Origin of the sequence: Enterococcus sp. DIV1639a, assembly GCF_050530445.1 — a bacterium.
Lineage (GTDB): Bacteria > Bacillota > Bacilli > Lactobacillales > Enterococcaceae > Enterococcus_B > Enterococcus_B hirae.
The window spans coordinates 1547215-1572092 of record NZ_CP172886.1 but is presented as its reverse complement, the minus strand read 5'-3'; the positions used below and the strand labels follow the sequence as shown (position 1 = coordinate 1572092).

At 37.4% G+C, this 24878-nt stretch carries 25 protein-coding genes; all 25 read left to right on the top strand.

Features of this window, described 5'->3' with window-relative positions; translation table 11 throughout:
* The first annotated feature begins 35 nt into the window (after positions 1-35).
* The 25 genes from IGJ32_RS07130 (at position 36) to IGJ32_RS07010 (ending at position 24877) form a co-directional block, all read left to right on the top strand.
* On the top strand, positions 36-707 hold the full coding sequence (locus IGJ32_RS07130) for a hypothetical protein (protein WP_342081763.1): 672 nt from the start codon (positions 36-38) through the stop codon (positions 705-707).
* 53 nt (positions 708-760) lie between these two features.
* A complete protein-coding gene (locus tag IGJ32_RS07125; RefSeq protein WP_342081762.1) occupies positions 761-1198 on the top strand; it encodes a hypothetical protein in 438 nt (145 codons plus the stop codon).
* A gap of 9 nt (positions 1199-1207) precedes the next feature.
* Entirely contained in the window at positions 1208-1876 is a 669-nt protein-coding gene (locus tag IGJ32_RS07120) for a 2,3-bisphosphoglycerate-dependent phosphoglycerate mutase (RefSeq protein WP_063627192.1), read from the top strand.
* 54 nt (positions 1877-1930) lie between these two features.
* The gene (locus tag IGJ32_RS07115; protein WP_178287269.1) at positions 1931-2554 is read left to right on the top strand and encodes an HAD-IA family hydrolase; all 624 of its coding nucleotides are present in this window, start codon (positions 1931-1933) and stop codon (positions 2552-2554) included.
* 50 nt (positions 2555-2604) lie between these two features.
* Positions 2605-3000 (top strand): DUF1149 family protein, encoded by a 396-nt coding sequence (locus IGJ32_RS07110; RefSeq protein WP_010719024.1) that lies wholly within the window; start codon positions 2605-2607, stop codon positions 2998-3000.
* Positions 3001-3215: 215 nt separating this feature from the next.
* Positions 3216-4607, top strand: a complete 1392-nt coding sequence (locus tag IGJ32_RS07105) for an L-cystine transporter (protein WP_010719025.1) — start codon at positions 3216-3218, stop codon at positions 4605-4607.
* 239 nt (positions 4608-4846) lie between these two features.
* Positions 4847-5218 carry a VOC family protein gene (locus IGJ32_RS07100; protein ID WP_010719026.1) on the top strand — a complete coding sequence of 124 codons (372 nt, stop codon included), beginning with the start codon at positions 4847-4849 and terminating at the stop codon, positions 5216-5218.
* Between the two features lie 301 nt (positions 5219-5519).
* Positions 5520-6461, top strand: coding sequence for a rhodanese-related sulfurtransferase (locus IGJ32_RS07095; RefSeq protein ID WP_342081761.1), 942 nt, complete (start codon positions 5520-5522; stop codon positions 6459-6461).
* 230 nt (positions 6462-6691) lie between these two features.
* A complete protein-coding gene (locus IGJ32_RS07090) occupies positions 6692-7423 on the top strand; it encodes a metallophosphoesterase family protein (protein ID WP_342081760.1) in 732 nt (243 codons plus the stop codon).
* A gap of 225 nt (positions 7424-7648) precedes the next feature.
* Complete coding sequence (locus IGJ32_RS07085) at positions 7649-9832, top strand: Tex family protein (protein WP_010737685.1); 2184 nt, start codon at positions 7649-7651, stop codon at positions 9830-9832.
* 1 nt (position 9833) lies between these two features.
* Entirely contained in the window at positions 9834-10319 is a 486-nt protein-coding gene (locus tag IGJ32_RS07080) for a SprT family protein (protein ID WP_342081759.1), read from the top strand.
* A 27-nt stretch (positions 10320-10346) separates the two neighbouring features.
* Positions 10347-11102 carry a YdcF family protein gene (locus tag IGJ32_RS07075; protein ID WP_207414189.1) on the top strand — a complete coding sequence of 252 codons (756 nt, stop codon included), beginning with the start codon at positions 10347-10349 and terminating at the stop codon, positions 11100-11102.
* Positions 11103-11283: 181 nt separating this feature from the next.
* Entirely contained in the window at positions 11284-12618 is a 1335-nt protein-coding gene (murC, locus tag IGJ32_RS07070) for a UDP-N-acetylmuramate--L-alanine ligase (RefSeq protein WP_088744860.1), read from the top strand.
* Positions 12619-12842: 224 nt separating this feature from the next.
* A complete protein-coding gene (locus IGJ32_RS07065) occupies positions 12843-13328 on the top strand; it encodes a MaoC/PaaZ C-terminal domain-containing protein (RefSeq protein ID WP_010737681.1) in 486 nt (161 codons plus the stop codon).
* Positions 13321-14004: a Bax inhibitor-1/YccA family protein gene (locus IGJ32_RS07060; RefSeq protein WP_053766814.1), complete on the top strand. Its 684-nt coding sequence runs from the start codon at positions 13321-13323 to the stop codon at positions 14002-14004. Before IGJ32_RS07065 ends, IGJ32_RS07060 begins: the two co-directional genes overlap by 8 nt.
* 166 nt (positions 14005-14170) lie before the next feature.
* Positions 14171-16816 carry a DNA polymerase I gene (gene polA, locus IGJ32_RS07055; RefSeq protein ID WP_342081758.1) on the top strand — a complete coding sequence of 882 codons (2646 nt, stop codon included), beginning with the start codon at positions 14171-14173 and terminating at the stop codon, positions 16814-16816.
* A gap of 69 nt (positions 16817-16885) precedes the next feature.
* Positions 16886-17722, top strand: a complete 837-nt coding sequence (gene mutM, locus IGJ32_RS07050; RefSeq protein ID WP_096709056.1) for a DNA-formamidopyrimidine glycosylase — start codon at positions 16886-16888, stop codon at positions 17720-17722.
* Positions 17686-18321, top strand: coding sequence for a dephospho-CoA kinase (gene coaE, locus IGJ32_RS07045; RefSeq protein ID WP_342081757.1), 636 nt, complete (start codon positions 17686-17688; stop codon positions 18319-18321). Before mutM ends, coaE begins: the two co-directional genes overlap by 37 nt.
* Before the next feature lie 52 nt (positions 18322-18373).
* Positions 18374-18706, top strand: coding sequence for a hypothetical protein (locus IGJ32_RS07040; protein WP_010719038.1), 333 nt, complete (start codon positions 18374-18376; stop codon positions 18704-18706).
* 445 nt (positions 18707-19151) lie between these two features.
* Positions 19152-19646, top strand: coding sequence for a transcriptional regulator NrdR (gene nrdR, locus IGJ32_RS07035; protein ID WP_010719039.1), 495 nt, complete (start codon positions 19152-19154; stop codon positions 19644-19646).
* 40 nt (positions 19647-19686) lie between these two features.
* On the top strand, positions 19687-21075 hold the full coding sequence (locus IGJ32_RS07030; protein WP_373168883.1) for a replication initiation and membrane attachment family protein: 1389 nt from the start codon (positions 19687-19689) through the stop codon (positions 21073-21075).
* Complete coding sequence (gene dnaI / locus IGJ32_RS07025) at positions 21075-22001, top strand: primosomal protein DnaI (RefSeq protein ID WP_081127514.1); 927 nt, start codon at positions 21075-21077, stop codon at positions 21999-22001. Before IGJ32_RS07030 ends, dnaI begins: the two co-directional genes overlap by 1 nt.
* Positions 22002-22506: 505 nt before the next feature.
* A complete protein-coding gene (locus IGJ32_RS07020) occupies positions 22507-22941 on the top strand; it encodes an LptM family lipoprotein (protein ID WP_010737674.1) in 435 nt (144 codons plus the stop codon).
* 116 nt (positions 22942-23057) lie between these two features.
* Positions 23058-23756, top strand: coding sequence for a tRNA (adenine(22)-N(1))-methyltransferase (locus IGJ32_RS07015; protein ID WP_010719043.1), 699 nt, complete (start codon positions 23058-23060; stop codon positions 23754-23756).
* The gene (locus IGJ32_RS07010; RefSeq protein WP_342081755.1) at positions 23756-24877 is read left to right on the top strand and encodes a Nif3-like dinuclear metal center hexameric protein; all 1122 of its coding nucleotides are present in this window, start codon (positions 23756-23758) and stop codon (positions 24875-24877) included. The genes IGJ32_RS07015 and IGJ32_RS07010 overlap by 1 nt, the downstream gene beginning before the upstream one ends.
* The last annotated feature ends 1 nt before the right edge of the window (position 24878 follow it).

Below are 24878 nucleotides of genomic sequence, written 5' to 3'. Positions count from 1 at the left end.
ATATGCTATGTTAAAAATGATAAAGGGGGAGAAAAATGAATTTTTTAGTGGTGCTAAAGGATCAAGTCATCAACCGTTCGACCTTTCTTTATGTTCAGTTAAACAAGGGGAAAACTTTGTTGCATTTTTCGCCAGAGTTTCATTTAGAAGGTCAAACACTAGGAGAAATCTATCAATCAGAAGGGTTAACTGCACTTTTGCTCTTTTTTAATAGAGAACTTGATTTACCTGTGAAAGATTATCTTGAGCTTTCATTGACAAGTTGGGATCAGTCAGTAACAGAGCTATTTCCAAATGGCTTGATAATCAAGGAGAACGGCCAGTTGATACAGTTAACGGTCAGTGAACTTCAAAGACAAATGCGTTATAAAATTGATGAGAAAGATTCGTTTTCAATTTTTCAACGGCAACAAAAAATCTTAAAAAGTTTTTTAAGTGAAATTGGTAAAAAACGCCATTTATTAAAGACAACTCAATTATTAAAAAAATATCCTGATTTAGTTCATACATCGATTCAATTAACACAATTCTTAACGCTGATTCGCCGATTTGTTCGCTTGAAGGAAGTGCCTTCTAGAAAGCTCACGTTACCGTTAGCGGATACATTTCGTGTCGTCCAAAGAGCGCAGGAAAAGAAAGTCATCGTGATTGACTTTATGAAGAATCGGAATGCACTTCATCAATTAACAATGGAAAAAGCGAATTAAAGCTTTTTCTTTTTGCTTTTTTTGCCATAATAAGAGCAACAGGAGGAGTTACGATGGCACAAATTTGGTTAAGACGCTTGATTGAATACAAAAGAAAATACAACCAAGTGATGCAAGGACGTTATGCAACATTTGATTCGTTGAACCGAGTATTGTTGATTCTGGCACTATTCTTTCGTCTGTTTCAATTTTTACTTCTTTTTTCAATCGGCTATTTCTTATTTTGGGGATTACTCGGTCTAATCGTATTTCGATTGTTATCGAAGAAAATCTATGTAAGAATAAATGAAAATCGTAAATTCATCGAAAAATCGAATCAAATAAAATTATGGTTTTCTCAGTTGAGAAAGCCAAAAAATTCAAAGAAAGTGATGGAGTACACGTTTTTTTCTTGTCCTACTTGTCACCAAAAGCAAAGAGCGCCACGAGGTAAAGGACGAATTCGAGTGACTTGTAAAAAATGCGGTACCCAATTTGAAACGAAAGTCTAGGTGAAGAGGATGAAGTTAGTCTTATTACGACATGGTGAAAGTGAAGCCAATTTTCAAAATTATTGGACTGGCTGGTTAGATGTTGCGCTAACTGAAAAGGGGATGCAACAAGCAACGGAAGCTGGACGAAAAATGAATGAGCAAGGACTTGTTTTTGATATCGTTTATACATCTGTACTAAAAAGAGCAATCAAAACGTCACAGTTAGCTTTAGAAGAAATGAATCAATTGTATCTTCCCGTCCAAAAAACTTGGCGGTTAAATGAACGACATTATGGGGCATTAGTTGGTAAAAATAAAACGGAGATGAAAAAAGAATATGGCGAAGAACAAGTCAAAAAATGGCGTCGTGGCTATCGAGAAGTTCCACCACTCGTATCAGAAAACCATTTTGATCGACGCTATGATTCTTTAGATCCACGTTTGCTCTCCCATGGTGAAAGCTTAGAGATGACAGTTGAGCGCGTGGTTCCTTTATGGCAAGATGAACTTGCACCACACTTATTAGCTGGTAAAAATGTCTTAGTGGTTGGACATGGGAATAGCTTACGTGCGTTAACGAAATACTTAGAAGATGTACCAGAAAATCAGTTGGATACGATTGATATCCCGAATGCGCAACCGATTCAATACACTTTAAATAAAGAGTTAAAAATCCTCGGAAAAGAATTGTTATAAGAGGGACATGTTTTGTGGGAATATGAATAGATTTAAAGGAAAGAAGTTACGATGATAAAAAATTATGTTTGGGATTTTGATGGAACATTATTTGATACTTATCCAGCCATGGTCGATGGAGCGCTTCAAGCAATGGCTGCGTTAGGTATCTTAGCGGATCAAGAAACGATTTATCCGATTATGAAGAAATTTTCCACCCGTCAACTAATCAAAGAATACCAATTACCAGAAGAACAATTTACACCCTTGTTTCATCGTTATGAAGCAGCGAGTCAGAAAATTTCCAAGCCTTTTGCAGGCACCCAAGAAGTGTTACGATCATTGAAAAGCCAAGGTGCAAAGCATTTTATTTTGACCCATCGACTCTCATCCTCAACTTGGGGATTACTTGAACAGTTTGATCTAACTGATTTAATTGAAGAAGTCATTGGGATTGATCGGAATTTTCCTCGTAAGCCAGCGCCCGACTCATTAAATCATTTGATCCAAAGACATCAATTGAAAAAGTCGGAAACGATCATGATTGGTGATCGTCGTTTAGATATAGAAGCTGGTAAGAATGCAGGAGTCTTGACTTGTTTGTATGATATTGATCATTTTTTACAAGATATTCCTGCGGATTATGTTGTAGATGATCTCTTAAAAATCCTTGATATCAAGGAGAAAGCAATAAAATAGTATCCTCTTTCAAAGTGAGGTATGTTATAATTTGAATAAGGAGTGATCAAATGGAAATCAAAAGACAAAAAGAAGTAGTAGAGGCATTTCACTATGACTTTAAAAGGCCTGATCAAGAAGTTGAAACAGATTTAAAAGTAGGATTTTCTCCTCTGAAAGAGACGATTGAGAACTATCCGAAAGAACACAGTATCGTAGGGGCACGTTTAGAATTTCGCTTAGTCTTTGATACATATGTTTTATCAGGAAGCGTGAGTCAAATTAACCATATCCTTAATCGAAAGATTGAAGGACAAAATGATGTCACACAAGAAGAAGTGGATGAGCTAGTTGCGCCATTATTTGACATCGTCAAACGAATGGCCTATGAAATAACTGAGATTGCATTGGATCAACCAGGCGTGAAACTAAATTTTCAATCTGAAAAAGAAGAAAACGAAGCATAAAACGTGCTTAAAACCAGTAGTGATAGACAAAAGCTATCACTACTGTTTTTTTTCTATTACTAATTGTAAGCAAAACGAATGTATTTTTTACATAAATAGTCTAGAATGAACGAGTCGCTGAAAAAAATATTTTCAGGAAAATGATTGAAGAATCATTTTCGGGAACCTTTACTTCCTTAGATGGACTTGTCATTAAAAATTAGAGGAGGAGTAAAATGACAACACTCATCACAGTTTTAGTGGTTCTAGTTTTTGCGGTATTATTATATGTTTTCTATCGCATGCAAAAGCGCCATGCAAAATTTTCAACAAGGGTTTATACAGCTCTAGCTATCGGAATCGTATTTGGTGGCTTATTACAATTGATTTTTGGAGTAGATAACCAAGTCATCAGTCAATCAATGGAATGGATCAATATCGTAGGTGAAGGCTATGTCGGCTTCTTACAAATGCTGATTATGCCATTAGTATTCGTCTCGATCGTTGGCGCATTTACAAAAATGAAAGTTTCTGAAAAATTAGGTAAAATCAGTGCAACAGTATTAACCTCACTGCTTGCAACAACAGCAATTGCTGCATTGATTGGAATCGGTACAACCATATTATTTGGTCTTCAAGGAGCAAAGTTTACCGAGGGCGCAGCAGAAACAGCTCGAATCTCGGAATTAGCCACTCGCCAAGAGAGTATCCAAGGATTAACGATTCCGCAACAAATATTATCATTCATCCCTAAAAATGTTTTTGCTGATCTAGCTGGTACACGTGCAACAAGTACGATCGGTGTTGTGATTTTTGCTGCATTTGTCGGGATTGCTTATCTAGGAGTCAAAAGAAAAGCACCGAAAGAAGCAGAATTTTTTGCCAATTTGATTGATAGTTTATATAAAATCGTTATGCGTATCGTTACCTTAGTTTTACGTTTGACTCCATATGGCGTCTTTGCGTTGATGACGAATGTGATGGCTACTAGTGATTTTGTTGCCATTATCAATTTAGGAAAATTCGTACTTGCTTCGTATGTTGCTTTACTAGCAGTCTTGATAGTTCATTCATTGATCTTGCTTTCAGTGAAAGTCAATCCGTTTGACTACTTTAAAAAAGCTTTTCCAGTATTGAGCTTTGCTTTTACTTCACGTTCAAGTGCAGGGGCATTGCCATTGAATATCGAAACACAGACCAAAGCGTTAGGTGTGGATGAAGCAACAGCGAATTTTTCAGCCAGCTTTGGTTTATCAATTGGGCAAAACGGCTGTGCAGGTGTGTATCCAGCGATGCTAGCCACGATCGTTGCTCCAGCTGCTGGAATTGATGTTTTTAGTATTGGCTTTATCTTGATGTTAGTTGCAATCGTCACGATCAGCTCATTTGGTGTAGCCGGTGTTGGTGGTGGCGCAACGTTTGCTTCATTGATCGTCTTAGGGGCGATGAATTTGCCAGTTGCCATCGTTGGCTTAGTTATCTCAGTAGAACCATTGATTGATATGGCTCGAACAGCAACGAACGTCAGTGGCAGTATGGTTGCCGGGATTGTCACAAGTGCTAGAATTAAGGACTTGGATCGTGAAGCAATCAAAGATGATTCAAAAGTCATTGATGTCAATGCTTAGGTATAAGCCAAAAACAGATTTCGTCTTTGAGACGGGATCTGTTTTTTTTATAAGCGATTGATACAGAGAATCTATTTTATTCCGAAAAGTGAAAACGAGATTCCATCCACTCCAAAAACTATGACAATAAGAGCAAGTATAAGAGTATAAAGATGGAGTGAAGATAGCTTTTCCGATCTCCGTATGCTAAAATAGTTAAGCTTATGACTTCTAAAACGAAGAAATGTAGGAGGATTTACATGTTTACCAATGAAATGAAAATCATGTTATATGTTGATGATGTGAAAAAAAACGTTGATTTTTGGACAGCGGTTGGATTCAAAGAATTAGATCGTCAAGAAATGGATGGCACATTGGTTGTAGAGATTGCCCAATCGGAGAAGGCGACTACTTCACTTGTCTTATACGATCGGGAATTCATTGAACAACATTCCCCAGAAGTTGCTGGAAGTTCCCCATCCTTGATGTTTTATAGCGATGATATTTTTGATTTATATAAGAAAATGCAAGCACAAGGTACGGTATTAGGCGAATTAGTCCAGTTAGGTGAAGAATACGTATTTAATTTTGCCGATCCTGATGGTAATTATTTTGCAGTAACAGGGAAATAAAGAAATGATTTGAAGGTAGTCTTCAGACACTCATTCTACTAGTAGTTAAACAGGTAATGTTTAGCGACTAGTAGAGTGGGTGTTTTTCACTTGGTAGAACCTAGTTTATGTAAATGGTCATTCCATCGTTGAGGTCATCTTATTCCATCTTTTATGTAGTAAAGTTTGCCTAAATTAAAAAACGATAATTATATTATGTTAACTAAGGAGTTTGAACATAAATACACAAGCATAAATATCGTCAAACGAACCTTACTTTTTTTATACTATTCTGGAGAGAAGAGAAGGAAGGAAAGAAAACATGGATTACCAAGTATTACTTTATTACAACTACACAACCATTGAAGACCCAGAGCAATTTGCGAAGGAACATTTAGCCTTTTGTAAATCGTTGAATTTAAAAGGAAGAATCTTAGTTGCCAAAGAGGGGATCAACGGCACATTGTCTGGAACGATCGAAGAAACTGAAAAATATATGGCGATGATGCATCAAGACGAGCGTTTTGCTGATACATTTTTTAAAATTGATCCAAGTGAAGGCCACGCATTTAAGAAAATGTTTGTTCGTGCACGACCAGAACTTGTTTCTTTGAAATTAGAAGACGATATCGATCCTCACGAATTGACAGGAGATTATCTCTCACCAAAAGAATTCAAAGAGGCAATTTTAGATGAAGATACTGTTGTCATTGATGCCAGAAATGATTACGAGTATGATCTAGGACATTTTCGTGGGGCTGTTCGTCCTGATATTAGAAGCTTTAGAGAACTCCCTAAATGGATCCGTGATCATAAAGAAGAATTTATGGAAAAACGAGTGGTTACTTATTGTACTGGTGGGATTCGTTGCGAAAAATTTTCTGGTTGGTTAGTCCGTGAAGGCTTCAAAGATGTTGGTCAACTACACGGCGGGATCGCAACTTATGGAAAAGACCCTGAAGTTCAAGGAGAATTGTGGGATGGTAAGATGTATGTGTTTGATGAACGTATTGCAGTTGATATCAATCAAGTGGATAAACGAATCGTAGGCAAAGATTGGTTCGACGGTACGCCTTGCGAACGCTACATCAATTGTGGCAATCCTGAATGCAATCGTCAGATGTTGGCTTCTGTTGAAAATGAAGAAAAACATTTAGGTTCTTGTTCGATCGAATGCGCAAAACATCCACAAAACCGCTACATCAAAGAGCATCAACTGTCTGAAAAAGAAGTAGAAGAAAAATTAGCTGCTTTTTTTAACTAGCATTTAGTGACAAGCTGAAAAATAAACATAGCAGGAGAAGCTGTTCTCCAATCACCTAGCACTAGTTGAGCGCTGAGTGAATAAGGGAATTCCTTTGCTATCTTTATTTTTGGCTTGTCTTTTTTTCTTTTTATTGAGAAAATCAGTATAGGAAAGGGAAAAACCTTTTTGATAAGTGTAAATCTATGCGAAAGATACGTTATACTACAATGGAAAGGGAGAGTTTCATCATGAAAAAGTGGGTGTATGCGATTGGCGATGTTCATGGAAAATACGATCTCTTTAAAAAATTGGTCAACAAATTTGATCCATTAAATCATCAATTAGTATTGATGGGGGATTTGAATGATAGAGGCCCTAACACGAAAGAATGTTTTTTACTAGGTATGCAACTAGTCAAAGAAAATAACGCGATTTATCTTCGAGGAAACCACGAAGAGTACTTTTTGCAGTTCCTCCAAAGTCCTGAAGACTGGTATGAGCCTTATTTACGGAATGGTGGCAAAGAAACATTTGACAGTCTTTTACACCCTGGGTCAACTGAAGAGTATTCGCCCACAGAGATTGCGTTGATGATTCGCTCACGATATGGCGAACTGATTGATTTTTTATGTGAGCGGCCGCTTTATTATGAATGGCATAATTATCTCTTTGTCCATGCAGGGGTTGACTTAACTAAAAAAGATTGGCATGATACAAACCCTCATGATTTCATCTGGATCCGCGAACCTTTCCATGAAGGTAAAAATAATACAGGAAAAACAATCGTTTTTGGTCATACCATTACCCCTATGCTACACGGAGATATGGAAACGACAGATTTATGGATTCACGATAAGAAAATCGGAATTGACGGTGGAGCAGTCTTTGGTGGATCGATGCATGGTGTGGTTTTTGATGAAACTGGTATCGTTCAAGACATTGAGTATCAAAACACTGAAGGACCGTGGCAAGGAAATTAATGGATCAGGATAACAGTACATGATTCCTTATAAAAGTATTGAGGAAACTCAAATTCCTCAACTATTATAGGGAATTTTTAGTGTGATTGATTTGTTTTGCTAAGAGCTGCTATAAGTACTGTTATCAAATATGATAAAATAAATAAGTATGTGAGAAAATCCACCATTTTTATTTAGAAACAGGGAATAATGAAAATGGCTTTAACTTAAAAAGGGAGTATATTGATGGCAGAGAATTTAAATCAAACAATTGTCCAGTTAGTTCAAAAAGAACTAACGATGTATCATTCAAAACAACTTACCACCGTATTGAATTTATTGAACGAAGGAAATACTGTCCCATTTATTGCACGTTACCGAAAAGAAATGACCGGTAGCTTAGATGAGGTACAAATTCGAGAAATTGAAGAGCGCTATGCTTATTTAGAAAACTTAGAGAAACGAAAACAAGAAGTGATTCGTTTAATCGATGAACAAGGTAAGCTAACGCCAGAATTGAAAAAAGACATTACTTTAGCAGTTAAAATGCAACAAGTAGAAGACTTGTATCGTCCTTATAAACAAAAACGCAGAACGAAAGCGACGATCGCAAAAGAAAAAGGATTAGAGCCTTTTGCCCAGTGGCTTCGCCAATTGCCCAATGAAGATGTCTATGCAGAAGCAAAAAAATACCTCAATGATGAAAAAGAAGTTCATACGGTCGAGGAAGTATTGCAAGGCGCTCACGAAATCATTGCTGAAGAAGTCAGTGATAATGCAACTTACAGAACGTGGGTACGCTCCTATACCTACAATAAAGGTTCTTATGTCAGTGTCGTTAAAAAGAAGGAGTTAGATGAAAAAGCGGTATATGAAATGTATTATGATTATGCCGAACCCATTCATAAAATCGTCTCTCATCGCATTTTAGCGACGAATCGTGGTGAAAAAGAAGGCATTTTGAAAGTCGGACTCCAAGTGGAAGAGGAACCTATTTTGTCTTATCTGGAGCGGCAATTGATCAATAACCCAGCTTCTCCCGCAACTATGTTTGTTAGGAATGCTTATCAAGATAGTTACAAACGATTTATTCAACCTGCGATTGAGCGGGAAGTGCGCAATGAATTAACTGAAAAAGCTGATGAGCAAGCAATTGCGATCTTTGGAGAAAACCTCCGTAATCTCTTGTTACAACCTCCTTTAAAAGGAAAAGTCGTTTTAGGATTCGATCCAGCCTATCGTACAGGATGTAAGTTAGCTGTAGTAGATGCGACAGGTAAAGTTTTGGCAATTGAAGTCATCTATCCGCATAAACCTGCTTCTCAAGCGAAACGTGAAGCTGCAGGACCTGCTTTTGTTCAATTGATCAACCAATACCAAGTAGATATGGTCGCAATAGGGAATGGTACTGCTAGCCGTGAATCAGAACAATTTGTTGCTGAACAATTAAAATCAGCTGATCATAAAGCGTACTATGCGATCGTGAATGAGGCGGGAGCTTCTGTTTATTCTGCAAGTGATATTGCCCGCAAAGAATTTCCTGACCTCCAAGTGGAAGAGCGAAGTGCAGTGTCGATCGCTCGACGTTTGCAAGATCCATTAGCTGAATTAGTGAAGATTGACCCTAAAGCTGTAGGAGTTGGACAATACCAACATGATGTTTCTCAAAAACGTTTAGCGGAACAATTAGATTTTGTAGTAGAAACTGTGGTCAATCAAGTGGGTGTGGATGTTAATACTGCAAGCCCTCAATTATTGCAACACATCTCTGGTTTGAATAAAACAACTGCTCAAAATATTGTGACTTATCGAGAAGAAAATGGTGCGTTTGAGACGCGAGCGCAATTGAAAAAAGTTCCTCGCTTAGGACCAAAGGCTTATGAGCAAGCGATCGGGTTTATCCGTGTACCAGGTGGGAAAAACATTCTTGATAATACAGGCATTCACCCGGAAAGCTATCCAATTGCAAAAGAAATTCTAAAAAGCAACGGGTTATCAGAAAAAGCATTAGGTAAAAAAGAAGCAATCGAAACCCTATCTCAACTTTCTTCCACTCATTTATCCAAAACATTATCTGTAGGAGAAGAAACGTTAGCTGATATTCTTGAAGGGTTAACCCGACCTGGTAGAGATATGCGGGATGAAATGCCAGCCCCACTCTTGCGTTCAGATGTTTTAAGTATGGAAGATTTGAAACCAGGGATGGAGTTGAAAGGGACTGTACGGAATGTAATTGACTTTGGTGCGTTTGTTGATATCGGTGTAAAGCAAGACGGATTAGTTCATCTTTCTAAATTAAGTAAAAAATTTGTTAAACATCCTACTGATGTCGTTTCTGTAGGCGATGTTGTAACAGTTTGGATTGAAGCTGTTGATGTCAATAAAGGAAGAATCAGTTTAACGATGCTTTCCCCTTATGAGGCGAAATAAAGTGACAGAAATCGAATTGCAGCAACTCGTTGAAAAAATCTCGCTAGATAGTTTTTCATTGCCCTTTAAGCATCAAGCAAAATTCAATTCTCGTTTGCGATCTACAGGGGGACGTTATCACTTAAACGACCATCATTTAGATTTTAATTGGAAGATGTTTCAAGAAGTGGATGAAGCGACAAAAGTTGCAATCATTAAACATGAATTATGTCATTATCATTTGCATTTAGCTAATAAAGGTTATCGTCATCGAGATGCTGATTTTAAGGCTTTACTAAAAAAAACAGGTGGTTTAAGATACGCTCCTGATCTTTCTGCTAAGAAAACGACTAAAATTGAATGGTATCAGTGTGCTAGTTGTACAACCGATATTTACCGCAAACGAAAAATCGATACCAAACGCTATGTTTGCGGGAAATGTCGAGGGCATTTGATTTGGAAGGAAACACTGGATAAAGTGCCAAATGAACAGCTTTCCAGTAAGTAAAAAATCTTAAAAAGGAGAAAAAAGCTCATGACGAATCAAGGGGAACAATTGAAAGATTGGAATTGTTTGCTATCCTTTTTGGCTGATGCAAGTGATCAAAGAACAAATGATTCGGCACCAATAGTGATTCTAGCAGGCAATGGCTTACCGATTCTTGCTGATAAGGCAGCTGAACTGTATTTGCAAGGACAAGTGCAGCAAATTTTTCTAGTCGGAGGAATCGGACATGCTACTAAGGTGCTTCGCCAAAATTTTGCAAAGCAAGGGGTTTTATTTGAGGATGGACTCAGTGAAAGTGAGATGTGTTTTCGTTACTTAACAGAAAAATACCACATTCCAACTGAAAGATTCATTTTAGAAACAACCTCGACGAACTCTGGGGAAAATGCACAACATGCCTTGACGATCCTTCAAAAAAAGGGCGCTTTACCTGAACGGATTTTTCTTATGAATGATCCAACATTACAGCGACGTACCAGAGCAACTTTTGAGAAGGTCTGGAAAGGCACAGGAGTAGAATGGTGTAACTATGTCCCATTTGTTCCCCAATTAATTGAACTAGCGGAAGAGTTACATTTTTCTCTGCCAGAGTTGAACGATCAATGGTCGAAAGATTATTTTTATGCGTTAGTTTTAGGAGAAATGGTTCGTTTGAAGGATGATGAACAGGGCTATGGACCAAATGGGAAAAATTATATGAATCATGTGGACATCCCACAAAAAGTTTGGTCAGCCTATCAACGGATCCGTTCTTCTGTTTCAGGAACTTTCTTGCGTTCATGAGAAAATCATCCCTAGTAGACCAAACGAGAGCGTTAGCCAGTTTTTAAATTTGAACGATTTTTCAAGTAAGTAACCTCTTCAAATATATTTGGTTGAAATTTTTTTAGGTTTATATGATAATGAGGAACGTGTTGTAATAGAAAACAAAATAATGGATGATATTTAAGAGAAGAGGATTCAAATGGAAAATCAAAATAAATTATACCATTTTGTTGGTATTAAAGGATCAGGAATGAGCTCATTGGCACTTGTCCTACACGAGCAAGGGTTACCAGTACAAGGATCAGATATCGAAAAATATTTCTTTACACAAAGGGATTTAGAAAAAGCAAATATCAAAATTTTGCCTTTTGGTGCAGAGAATGTTCAACCTGGAATGACGATCATTGCTGGTAATGCTTTCCCAGATACGCATGAGGAGATTCAAAGAGCGAAAGAGTTGGGATTAGAAGTTGTTCGTTATCATGACTTTATTGGCGACTTTATCCAAAACTACACGAGTATTGCAGTGACTGGTTCACATGGTAAAACGAGTACGACAGGATTACTTTCACATATGTTGACTGGCATTCGTCCAACAAGTTATTTAATTGGTGACGGCACAGGACATGGCGATCCCGAAGCAGAATTTTTTGCATTTGAAGCTTGTGAATATCGTCGCCATTTCTTAGCATATTCGCCTGATTATGTTATCATGACAAATATTGATTTTGATCATCCAGATTATTATACAAGTATTGATGATGTGTTTACCGCATTTCAATCAATGGCAAATCAAGTGAAAAAAGCGATCTTTGCCTATGGAGATGATGCTTACTTAAGAAAATTAGAAGCAGATGTTCCGATCTATTATTATGGTGTTTCTGAAGACGATGATATCCAAGCTCGGAATATCGAACGCACAACGACGGGGTCAGCTTTCGATGTGTACCACAAAGATGAATTTGTGGGACATTTCACTGTTCCTGCTTTTGGTAAACATAATATATTAAACGCATTAGGCGTGATCGCAGTTGCTTATTTTGAAAAACTAGACCAAGAAGAAGTAGCGAAAGAATTGTTAACATTCCCAGGTGTAAAACGTCGCTTCAGCGAAAAAATCGTAGCTGATATGACAGTTGTAGATGATTATGCTCATCATCCAGCTGAAATCAAAGCAACAATCGATGGGGCTCGACAAAAGTACCCTGATAAAGAAATCATTGCAGTTTTCCAACCTCATACATTTACCCGCACAATTGCTTTGATGGATGAGTTTGCAGAAGCACTAGATCTTGCAGATAAAGTTTATCTATGTGATATATTTGGCTCTGCTCGAGAAGAACAGGGCGATGTCAAAATTGAAGATCTTGGCAATAAAATCAAAAAAGGTGGTCAAGTGATCAAAGAAGACAATGTTTCTCCTTTACTTGATTTCCACGATGCTGTCATTATCTTTATGGGTGCAGGGGACGTTCAAAAATTTGAACAAGCGTATGAAAAATTATTAAGTAGTACGACAAAGAATGTATTGTAATCTATTTTTTAAGTAGTCGATTGTAAAGCAGTCTCTATCTGTTAAAGAATGAAACTTAACAGGTAGAGATTTTTTGATTTTTCTGGTTTTCAAAAGAGGAATCAACATCGCTGTCTTCTTTCAGTTTCGTTAATATTTTCTTGTTTTAATCAGTGTAACTTGCCTTTTTGGACTGTTTTGATACAATAAGAAGTGATCAATATATAAACTGGAGGGTTACTAACTTGAACATAAGTAAACCACGTAAATTAGGAAAAACCATCAATGAACTGGAGGAAGGGGACTCGTTGTCTTTAACTGAATCGATTGAAGACAATCAGCTGTTATTGTATTTAGGACTAACAAATGATGCGAATCCACTCTACATCCAACATGATTTTGCGAAACAAACGGAGTACCAACAACCGATTGTGCCTTCTGTCATGTTGATGGGCATCATCACCAGTGCAATTTCAAAACATTTGCCAGGTCCTGGGTCTCATGTAGTCAATTTTTCTGTCAATTTTATTGAGCCAGTTTTCCATTATCAAACATTGACTTTTCAGTTTGATATTATCAAAGTAGACAAAATGAAAAATGTCGTGACAATCTCTGTCGAAGCAAACAATAGCGAAGAAAATCGGGTATTGGATGCAGTAGTGATGGTTCAGCCACCGGTCGAACCAGAATTAGAGATTACTCTTGAAAGTGAAGGTGAAACATATGAATAATCAAGGTACTATTTCAACAGGACTGAATCGCTTCTATGCTAAGGTCTATGGTTATCTAGGAGGAGGTCTAGCATTAAGTGCGATTATCTCTTATCTCGCATTACAAGTATATCCTCAACAAGTTTTCTCGTTCATCAATAATTTCCCTTTAGGCTTTATGGGTCTCTGGATCGTAGAGTTGATTTTAGTAGTTGTATTGGGCGTTAAAGCAGCTAAAAACCCAAGTTTAGCTATTGGTGGTTTTATTGCGTATTCGCTCTTGAATGGACTGACGTTAGCTGTCACATTAGCGATGTATGATATCGGTAGCATTACCAGAGCGTTTATTACAGCAACTGGAATGTTTTTAGGGATGTCCGTTGTAGGCTTGGTTACTAAAAAAGATTTGACAGGTGTCGGCCGTGCCGGAATGGCCGCATTGATCGGTGTCATTATTGCCATGGTCTTGAATATCTTTATCTTACGAAGCAGCGCAGTAGAGTTGTTTATTTCTCTTCTTTTAGTCGTGATCTTCGCAGGAATTACCGCATATGACAACCAAAAGATCCGGTCAATCTATATAGAATCAAATGGGACAGCACACAGTGGAATTGCCGTTTTCTTGGCATTGCAACTATACCTTGATTTTATCAACTTGTTCTTAGCATTCTTAAGAATTTTCGGACGTAACAATTAAGCGATTGAATGGATCGTTCAGTTGAACAATAATTATGAGAGTGAAAAGCATTGAGTCTTTTCACTCTTTTTTGTCCAGTAAAGTGGCTAATTTGCGTTTTTCTTTTCGCTTTCCTCAGTATTCTTTGTTAGAATAAATAAGAACTTTACAGTAAGGAGTTAGGCAGATGACAAAAAATAAATTATTACTTGTAGATGGAAATAGTGTTGCTTTTCGCGCATTTTTTGCTTTACACAATTCATTAGAACGGTTTAAAAATAGAAATGGGTTGCATACAAATGCGATCTATGCTTTTAACACGATGTTTGAAAATGTGATGCAAAAAGAGCAACCTACTCATGTATTAGTTGCATTCGATGCAGGAAAGACGACGTTTAGAACCGAGATGTATGCAGAATACAAAGGTGGCCGTTCAAAAACTCCTGGAGAATTTAAAGAACAGATGCCTTACATTCGTGAATTACTCACAGGACTAGGTGTCCAATACTATGAATTACCTAATTATGAAGCGGATGACATCATTGGGACATTAGCCGAAAAAGTCAATAAAGAAGAATTTGATGTCGTTGTTTTATCTGGTGATCGAGATCTGACTCAATTAGCTAGTAATGAAATCAAAGTAGACATTACGGTGAAAGGTGTGAGTGATATCGAAAGTTACACACCTGAACATGTGGCTGAAAAATATGATGGGTTGACGCCAAATCAAATCATTGATATGAAAGGTTTGGCAGGAGACGCTTCAGACAATATTCCTGGTGTGACGAAAATCGGCGAAAAAACAGCAATCAAATTGTTAAAACAATATGGATCCGTTGAAGGGATCTATGAGCATATTGATGAAATGAAACAAAGCAAAATGAAAGAAAATTTGATCAATGATAAAGAACAAGCTTTCTTATCCAAACAATTAGCGACGATCAATACAGATGCGCCAGTTGAAGTCTCAATTGATTCATTGAAATATGAAGGGAAAAACTTAGAGAAATTGGTGCCATTTTATAAAGAAATGGAATTTAAACAATTCCTGGCAAAGCTGGACCTTGTTGAGGAAGAAGTAGAACTTGAAGATATCCTATTTGAAGTAGTCCATGAATACCATGAGGACATGTTCACGACTGACATGGCTTTATATGTGGAGATGATGGGAGACAATTACCATACAGAAGATATCGTGGGTGTAGCTTGGGGGACGAAACAAAAAATTTATGTTACGAATGATCTAGCGTTATTTGAGAACGAAGCTTTTTGTGCTTGGTTAGCTGATCCAACACGGTTGAAAAAAGTCTATGATGCCAAACGGACCTATGTGGCTTTAAATCGGTATGCCACGAAAACAAAAGGGATCGATTTTGATGTCTTGCTTGGTGCCTACTTGCTTGATACAAATGAGAAAAGTACGGATATTGAAGGAATCGCTGCCCATTATGGCTATCATGAAGTGCAGTCAGATGAAGCAATTTATGGAAAAGGGGCAAAAAAAGGATTACCGGAAGAGGAAGAAGTATTTTTTGCCCACCTTGCCAGAAAAGTATCTGCCATTAGTGTTTTAACACCTAAGTTAAGTCAAGAATTAACAGAAAAAAACCAAATGGCCTTGTTCCGTGAGATGGAACTACCCCTTTCAATCATCTTAGCTGAAATGGAAATCACTGGTATCAAAGTTGATGCTTCTCGTTTACAAGAAATGAAAATCGAATTCTCCGATCGATTGAAAGAGATTGAGGAAACAATCTATCAAGAGGCTGGTGAATCCTTCAATTTAAACTCACCAAAACAATTAGGGGTCATTTTATTTGAAAAAATGGGGTTACCAGTGATCAAGAAAACGAAGACAGGCTATTCCACTGCGGTCGATGTTTTAGAACAATTAAGAGAACAAGCCCCAATCGTCGATGACATCTTGACGTATCGCCAAATCGCCAAGATCCAGTCAACTTATGTAGAAGGTTTGTTAAAAGTCATTCAATCCGATGGGAAAGTCCATACCAGATATGTTCAAACATTGACTCAAACAGGGCGTTTAAGTTCAGTAGATCCTAATTTACAAAATATTCCTATCCGATTAGATGAAGGGCGAAAGATTCGCCAAGCGTTTGTGCCTAGAGAAAAAGACTGGTTGATCTATTCATCTGACTATTCACAAATCGAATTGCGAGTCTTGGCCCATATCTCAAATGATGAACATTTAAAAGCCGCCTTTCTTGAAGGACAAGACATCCATGCAAGTACTGCTATGCGTGTTTTTGGGATTGAAAAAGCAGAAGATGTCACACCAAATATGCGTCGTCAAGCAAAAGCAGTCAATTTTGGGATCGTTTATGGCATTTCTGACTATGGTTTATCACAAAACCTTGGGATTACAAGAAAAGCAGCACAACAGTACATTGATACGTATTTTGAGAAATATCCTGGAGTCAAAGAATATATGGAACGTATCGTTCGTGAAGCGAAGGAACAAGGATTTGTCGAAACTCTTTACCATCGCAGACGTTATTTACCAGATATCAATTCACGAAATTATAATATACGTTCTTTTGCTGAAAGAACAGCAATCAATACCCCAATCCAAGGAAGTGCCGCTGATATTCTTAAAATCGCGATGATCGAGTTGGATAAACGCTTAAAAGAAGAAAAACTATCAGCAACCATGTTGTTACAAGTACACGATGAATTGGTTTTTGAAGTGCCAGAAACAGAATTAGAACGATTAGACAAATTAGTAAGTGAAGTCATGGAACATGCCGTGTCCTTACACGTACCATTGATTACAGACAGTAGTTGGGGAAAAACGTGGTATGAAGCGAAATAGCTGATTGCCACTATTGAACCGATCTGTTCAATAAATAGATAAAAAAGCAAATAAGTCGAAGGTGAAAACATGCCAGAATTACCAGAAGTAGAAACTGTACGAAAAGGCTTGTCTCGTTTAGTCGTTGGAAAGAAAATCCAAAAAATCCAAGTCTTATGGCCAAGAATCATTGAACAACCAGAAACAGCAATCTTTGAAGCTTCGTTAGTTGGCGAAGAGATTCTGGCTATTGATCGAAGAGGCAAGTTTTTAATTTTTCGTTTGACTCATTATGAATTGATCTCACATTTACGTATGGAAGGAAAATACCAATTTGTTGAAAAAAATGAACCGATCGATAAACACACGCATGTCATTTTTTTCTTTGAAGATGGTAGCCAACTCCGATACCATGATGTACGTAAATTTGGACGAATGACATTAGTTGAAAAAGGAGCGAGTGATGCTTACAAAGGCATCATGAAATTAGGTCCGGAGCCGTTGCCAGATACATTTTTATTAGACGGCTTTCGTTTAGGCTTACAAAAATCTCATAAAGCGATTAAACCATTATTATTAGATCAAAAATTAGTAACAGGTTTAGGGAATATCTATGTGGATGAAGCGCTTTGGGAAGCGAAGATCCATCCAGAACAGCCAGCGGATACCTTGAAGCCCAAAGAAGCAGAGTTGTTACGAAAAGCAATTATTGACGTGTTGTCTCGAGCAATTGAGGCTGGCGGAACGACGATCAGGAGTTATCTCAATGCGTTAGGCGAGTCAGGTAACTTTCAAGTAGCTTTACATGTCTATGGTCAGACTGGTCAACCATGTGTTCGTTGTCATACACCGATCGTCAAAACAAAAGTAGCGCAAAGGGGGACGCACTATTGTCCAAATTGCCAAAGACTAAAAATCAGCAAGTAGGCTATGTCTTAGGCTTAACTGGTGGGATTGCTACTGGGAAAAGCACTGCAGCAGCTGTTTTTAGCCGTCACCAAATCCCGATGATCGATGGAGATATCATCGCCCGTGAAGTCGTCCAACCTCAGACTCCTGGATGGGCGGCAATCGTTCAAGAATTTGGGGAAGAAATCCTTCAAGAAGATGGCACGCTTGATCGAGTAGCTTTAGCCAAGATTATTTTCGATTCGACAGAACAAAGACAAAAACTTGATCGCTTATTAGACCCATTTATCCGTCAAGCGATTACGGAACAGATTAAGCAACAAAAAGCAAATTATCCTTTAGTTGTCGTTGATATCCCTTTATTATTTGAAGGTCATTATGAACAGGAAATGGATGCTGTAGCAGTCGTTTACCTTCCAGAAGAAATTCAATTGCAACGTTTGATGAAAAGAAATCAATTGACACTGGACGAAGCAAAGAAAAGAATACAAAGCCAGATGCCGATTGAAGAAAAGAAAAAATTAGCAGATATCGTTTTTGACAATTCCGGTAGTAAGGATGAACTGACTTGTCAAATCGAACGTTGGCTCTCGGACTTCAACAATCGATTTCTTTGAGTATATTTAGATAGTTTGCTATGCTGAATATAAAGAAAAGAGGGGGATTGGTATGGGGACTTTTAAAAATCAAAAAGATAAAGTAGTCGGTTCTGCAAAAGAAAAACTAGGAGAGATCTTGAATAAAGATGAACTGGTAGATGAAGGACGGGCACAATCAGAAGCTGCAAAAGAAAATGATGAACGCTACAAAGCCAGAGTCGATGAATTAGAAGACCAACAAGCAGAAAAAGAAGCCAAGGAGCAAGATCTGACACAAGAACGAAAAAAAGATGATCCAACACACAAAAAAACACCTTTACCAGAAGCCGATCATATTCCTGAACAACAAAAAATCGATGAACAACGAATGAAACATTATACAGGGATTGAAGAAAAACTTTAATGGGTATAACTTAGACTGTTGAAACAGAGAGTGAGACAAGTTTTGTCTCACTCTCTGTTTTTTTTTGAAGTATGCACCTGAAAGAAGTTTTTAAGAAGCACTGTTTTACATGCAGTTTTCTCGAAAGTCAAGCCTAATTGTTTTGCTTTGGAACAATTTCGATCAATCGATTGAAAAAAAGGTTCTTCTAACGAGGTTTTTTATACAGGAGAGTCGCCTGTAAGAATTGTTTCATGTTATAATACAACTAGTTACATGTGTGAAACTTTTTTTATGAAAAGCAGGAGTGAATCATAAAAATATTGTTTCATACGTAATTATTTACGTAACTATTATCGAGTGAAAATTTATCCTTTGAATGTTCGTTGAATCAATACTATATAAATTGATTCAATATATTAAATGAATGTATATCAGAAAAATTTCAGATTAAGAGGTGAAAATAATGAGATGTCCTAGATGTCAACATAACAATTCCCGAGTGATTGATAGTCGACAAGCGGATGATGGTCGAGCAATTCGTCGAAGACGAGAGTGCGAAAACTGTTCTTTTCGTTTTACAACATTTGAAAGAATTGAAGCAGCACCTTTATTAGTGATCAAAAAAAATGGGGAACGGGAAGAATTTAATCGTGACAAGATTTTAAGAGGATTAATCCGTTCAGCAGAAAAAAGACCAGTTGCGATGGAACAAATGGAACAAATCGTAAATCATGTTGAAAATCGGGTGCGAAGTCTTGGTGAAAATGAAGTATCGACGACGTTGATCGGAGAATACGTGATGGAAGATCTGGTCAATTTAGATGAGATTGCTTATATCCGTTTTGCCAGTGTTTATCGTCAATTTAAAGATATGTCGGTGTTTTTAAAAGAATTACAAGACATCGTTGATAAAGCAAAAGAAAATAATAAAGAGAATCATAAAGAAAACAACGAATAAATCAGAAATAAAATCAAGTCATAAAAGGAGGCCAAATTCCTTGGATAACGCATGGAAAGAGCTTCAACCTAAAAATATCTACCAAGGAAGAAAAAGCTATCCGCTAAGAGAAGAAGGGAAATCCTCATTACTTTATCTCTACCAGCCATTAATCGGCAGTGAAGCTTTGAGTTTGTATTTTACCTTACTATCAGAAATTCCTTTACAAAAAGGCGTTGGACCGGAAGGATTACATGCTGATCTGTTAAGTAGCTTGAATTGTGGTATTCCTCAGCTTTATGAAGCACGAAAAAAACTAGAAGGGATCGGACTTTTAGAAGTTTTTTTCAAAGAAGACCCTAGTTTAGGGGGATGTTTTATTTATGAGTTACTTGAGCCAATTGAACCGTTAGCATTTTTTAAAGATACATTATTGTCTTTTCTGCTATTAGAAAAAGTCGGTCAACGGCGTTTTAATCAGTTGATCCAACTGTTTCAGCCGGAACATTTTTCGACGAATGATTATCAAAAGATCACGAAGAAATTTTTAGAAGTATATCGCTTTAATGAAAAAACTTATGCTGCAGATCAAGAGAAACTCGAGGAAAACCAACAGTCATTTACAACCAAATCAACTGATCTGGGGAAGTCCATGGAACAATCCACTCTTGATTGGCGCTTTTTGACAGATTGGTTGGCAAAAAAACATATCATGAATCTAGATGAATCATTGAAGGAACAGTTAACAATGTATCATTTACTTTATGGCGTGGATGAGTTGACATTAGGTGAATGGGTCGTACAAGCGTATGATTTTTCTGAGCAGACAGTATCTGTCAAAGAGCTTCAACGCATCGTATTGGTGAACCAACAGACGAAGCGAACAAATACATTGACTAATCAAAAAGAAGAAGCAACCTCTGCCAATCAGTATGAGACACCTAAGGAAGCAACTGCTCTGACAAATGCGACACTACAGTTAGTGAACGAAGTCAAAAGCATTCCGCCAATGAAATACTTAGAGGCACTGAAACAAGCAAAAGGCGGCTATGTCTCAAAACAAGAAACTTGGCTTTTACAGGATTTAGTTTCACAATCGGGATTGTCGAATAGTTTGATCAATATCCTGATCAATTATGTCTTAGTAATCAAAGATCGTCCTAGCTTAACCGCAAGCTTTGTCAACACGATCGCCAACGAATGGGCACAAAAAAAGATCATGACCCCAGAAGAAGCCATTGAACATATTCGGAAAACCAATAGCAAAGGCAAACAAAATACTAAAAATACGAACCAGAATTATTCAACTAATCGTCGAAACGTTCGTCGTGAGAAACTACCAGATTGGGTCAACCAGCCAAAAGAAGAGAAAAAAATCAGTAGTGAGAAAAAAGCGGAGATCGAACGACGATTCAAAGAATATTTTGCCAAGAAGGAGGGAGATAGCTAATGGAAGATGTAGGAAAAGAATTAAAGCGGATCATCAGCCAGCGAAATTATCAACAAAAATTTGCTGAAATGATCGAAGAAGTCCTCAACGATCCAGATGTGCAAGCCTTTTTGGCGGATCACAAAGATGAATTAACACAAGCAGATATCGAAAAAAGTTATGCAAAACTGTATGAATTTGTCCAAGAAAAACGAAAATACCAAAAAAATGACCCTACGATGATCGCTCCTGGCTATGAGCCCAAGTTAACCTTGAATTTTCATTATGTCGATGTGACTTATGTTCCAACAGAAGCCTTATTGGCGAAGAAAAGACAAGAAGAAATTAGGAACCGGATCAAAGCTGTCGATATGCCAAAAGATATCCAAGATGCTTCTTTCAATAATTTTGAGCGTACCGATGGACGGAGCTATGCAAGTTTTGAAGCACTAGACTTTGTGGAAAATTATAGTGCAAGTCCCAAAGAATATCACAAAGGACTTTATTTAGTTGGCAGCTTTGGAATAGGAAAAACCTATCTTTTAGGGGCGACTGCCAGAGAACTAGCCATTAAAGGCTTTACAACTACACTTGTCCATTTTCCGACTTTTGCTGTTGAAATGAAACAAGCGATTGGAAAAGATCAAGTCGCAGAAAAACTAGATGCGGTCAAACGTTCACCCATTTTAATGATGGATGACATTGGCGCCGATGCAATGAGTAGTTGGATCAGAGATGAAGTCTTTGGTGTGATTTTGCAATATCGAATGCAAGAGCAACTGCCAACCTTTTTCTCTTCCAATTTTACAATGAATGAATTGGAACAACATCTTGCTGTGACACAGCGTGGAGATGAAGAACCATTGAAAGCCAAACGAATCATGGAACGGATTCGCTATTTGACAAAAGAAATTGAAATGACTGGACGCAATCGGAGAAATGGCTAGCGAAAAGAGAAAGCATAGAAGTCATAATTGTAGCCTTAGTAGGCTTAGAAGATGTGATCGAGAAAGCCTTTTGCTGAATTAGTTATTGCCCTATTTCCTGCCTATTGCTTTGATGGGTAGGAAAATAAGCAATGCAAACAATTAATTGAGAGAAGTCTGCAAATAATTCTCTTTTCAATGACTCTCGATGTTCACTTAGTTATTCAAGAAACTCATAATTTGAGATGAAAGTGTATCTGAATTCATACTTAACGCCACTTTTATTGATCGTAACAAGCTACAAAAGTGGTGTCATACTGGATAGAGTGATGATTACAGAAGCTTATGCCTGATCAATAGTCATCATGGTAACGAAAAAAGACAACCATAAATTTCTGATGAACAAGTATCAAAAACAAAATTGAACGACTAAAAACAGAATGTATTGATTATCGTCAACTAAATAAAAAGTCAAAGAACGATCATCAATTGAAGTAATGTAAATAATTAGCCGGAGGATAAAGATATGAAAGTGATTTTTTCTTGTTTGTTGGCGACAGGGTTACTTTTTTCGCTAACAGGTTGTGGTAATGGAGATAAAAATGAGGCATCGATCGATTCGATTAGTGCGGAAACAACGACTAAAGCGAAGGATTCTTCTAACGAAGGACAAAGTATTTTTAAGGGTGAAATTGAAAGTATTGATGACTCAGTCGATGATACCATTCAAATCAAAGTGGTCAATGTAGATGAAATCGAAGACCCCGAGAATATTGGAACCTCTTTTGATAATGATGGTGTAACACTAAATGTTTCGAATGATCAATTAGTCGGAGGTAAGGAATCTTTTCAAAAAGGTGACGAGATCAAGTTTACTTTAAAAGAAAAACCAATTATGACAATGTCAATCCCTCCGCAAATTCCTGGTAATTCGATCGTTGAGGTAAGAGTTATTGAATAGTCAGTGTTAAACGTTTCGTAAAAGCAAATAGCTCATCAGGAGATTTGAAATTTTTCTTTTTCAAATCTCCTTCATTTATAGGGAAAATGTTATAATGAGGGGGAAGGAGTGAAGGTATGAACCACTTAGATTTATCGAAACGCTTAGCATTAGTGGGAGAACATGTCCCAACAGGAGCGTTTTTAGCAGATATTGGCTCTGACCACGCTTACTTGCCAGTTGCATTAATGTTAAAGGATAAAATTGAATTTGCTGTAGCTGGCGAAGTGGTGAAAGGCCCTTATGAGTCAGCAAAAAAACAAGTACAGAAAAATGGTTTAGAAAAGCGGATCGTTGTTCGTTTAGCTAACGGATTAGATGCGATTGAGCCAACAGATCAGATCAATGCGATCACGATTGCTGGTATGGGTGGGGCTTTGATTCGAGATATTTTAGAAGCAGGCGCCAAACAGCATCGTTTAACAGGGAAGGAGCGTTTGATTCTCCAACCAAATATTGGCGAGCAAGCAGTGAGAAAATGGTTGCAAGATAATCACTATCAAATCATTGCAGAAGAGATTTTAGAGGAAAACAAAAAAATCTATGAAATCATTGTAGCTGAAAAAACACCGACGAAGCATATCTATAATGAGGAAGAGATTCTGTTTGGTCCATTTTTATTGCAAGGAAAAACAGTGGTCTTCCAAAAGAAATGGCAAAGAGAATTAAAACAAAGACAAGCGATTTTAAAACAATTGGCACAAGCACAGAACCAAGAAGAACGTGTTGAAGCGATAAAAAAAGAAATCCAGATGATCGAGGAGGTTTTAGCTTAATGGCGATCAACGGTAATGAATTTATTCGCAAATTTGAAGAATATTGTCCTCAATGGTTGGCTGAAGAAGGAGATCCTGTGGGGCTACACCTCGGAACATTAAATAAACCGATTCAACGCATAATGATGACGTTAGATGTTCGTCCAGAAGTTGTGCAAGAAGCCATCGAAAAAAAGATTGATTTGTTAATTGCTAAACATCCTCCCATTTTTCGACCAATTAAACGATTAACAACGGATCATCCACAAGAAAAAATGTATGCTGATTTATTAAAACATGATATTGCTGTCTATGCAGCACATACCAATATGGATATTATCGAGGATGGACTGAATGATTGGTTTTGTGAAGCATTAGGAATCAATGTCGAAAATTATTTGTTAAAGACACATACAAGGCATTACAAAAAACTAGCTGTTTATGTACCGATCGAAGACGCTGACAAATTACGTAAGGCTTTAGCTGAGGCTGGTGCGGGTGAACAAGGTCATTACGATCATACAAGTTTTACCAGTATTGGCGAAGGTCGTTTTCGACCGAATGAACAGGCACATCCCGCAATTGGTAAAAATGGCCAACTAGAAAAGGTAGAAGAAGCTAAAGTGGAAGTGATTTTTCCTGAAGACCGTGAGGAAAAAGTGTTATCAGCTATGTATCGTGTCCATCCTTATGAAGAAGTAGCATTTGATTTGTTTTCAATTGACGAACCGACTCAAACCTGGGGGATCGGTCGAATCGGAGAATTACCAGAAGCGCTTGATTTAGATACCTTTGTATCTAAAGTAAAAGAAGCCTTCCAATTAGAAGGGTTACGAGTTGTTCGTCCAACTCATACAAAGAGCACTGTTAAAAGAATCGCCATTTGTGGTGGTAGTGGCGAAAAGTTCTATCCTTATGCAGTAGCTCAAAAAGCGGATGTTTATATTACTGGAGATATCTATTACCACACAGCTCAAGATATGCAAAGTGCAGGCTTGATTGCGATTGATCCAGGTCATTATATTGAATCTTTATGTAAAGAAAAGTTTGTCGAAAAATTTGAGAAATGGAAACAAGAAGAAAATTGGACCGTTGATTTCTTTGTTTCAGAAACGGATACGAACCCATTTCAATTTAACTAAA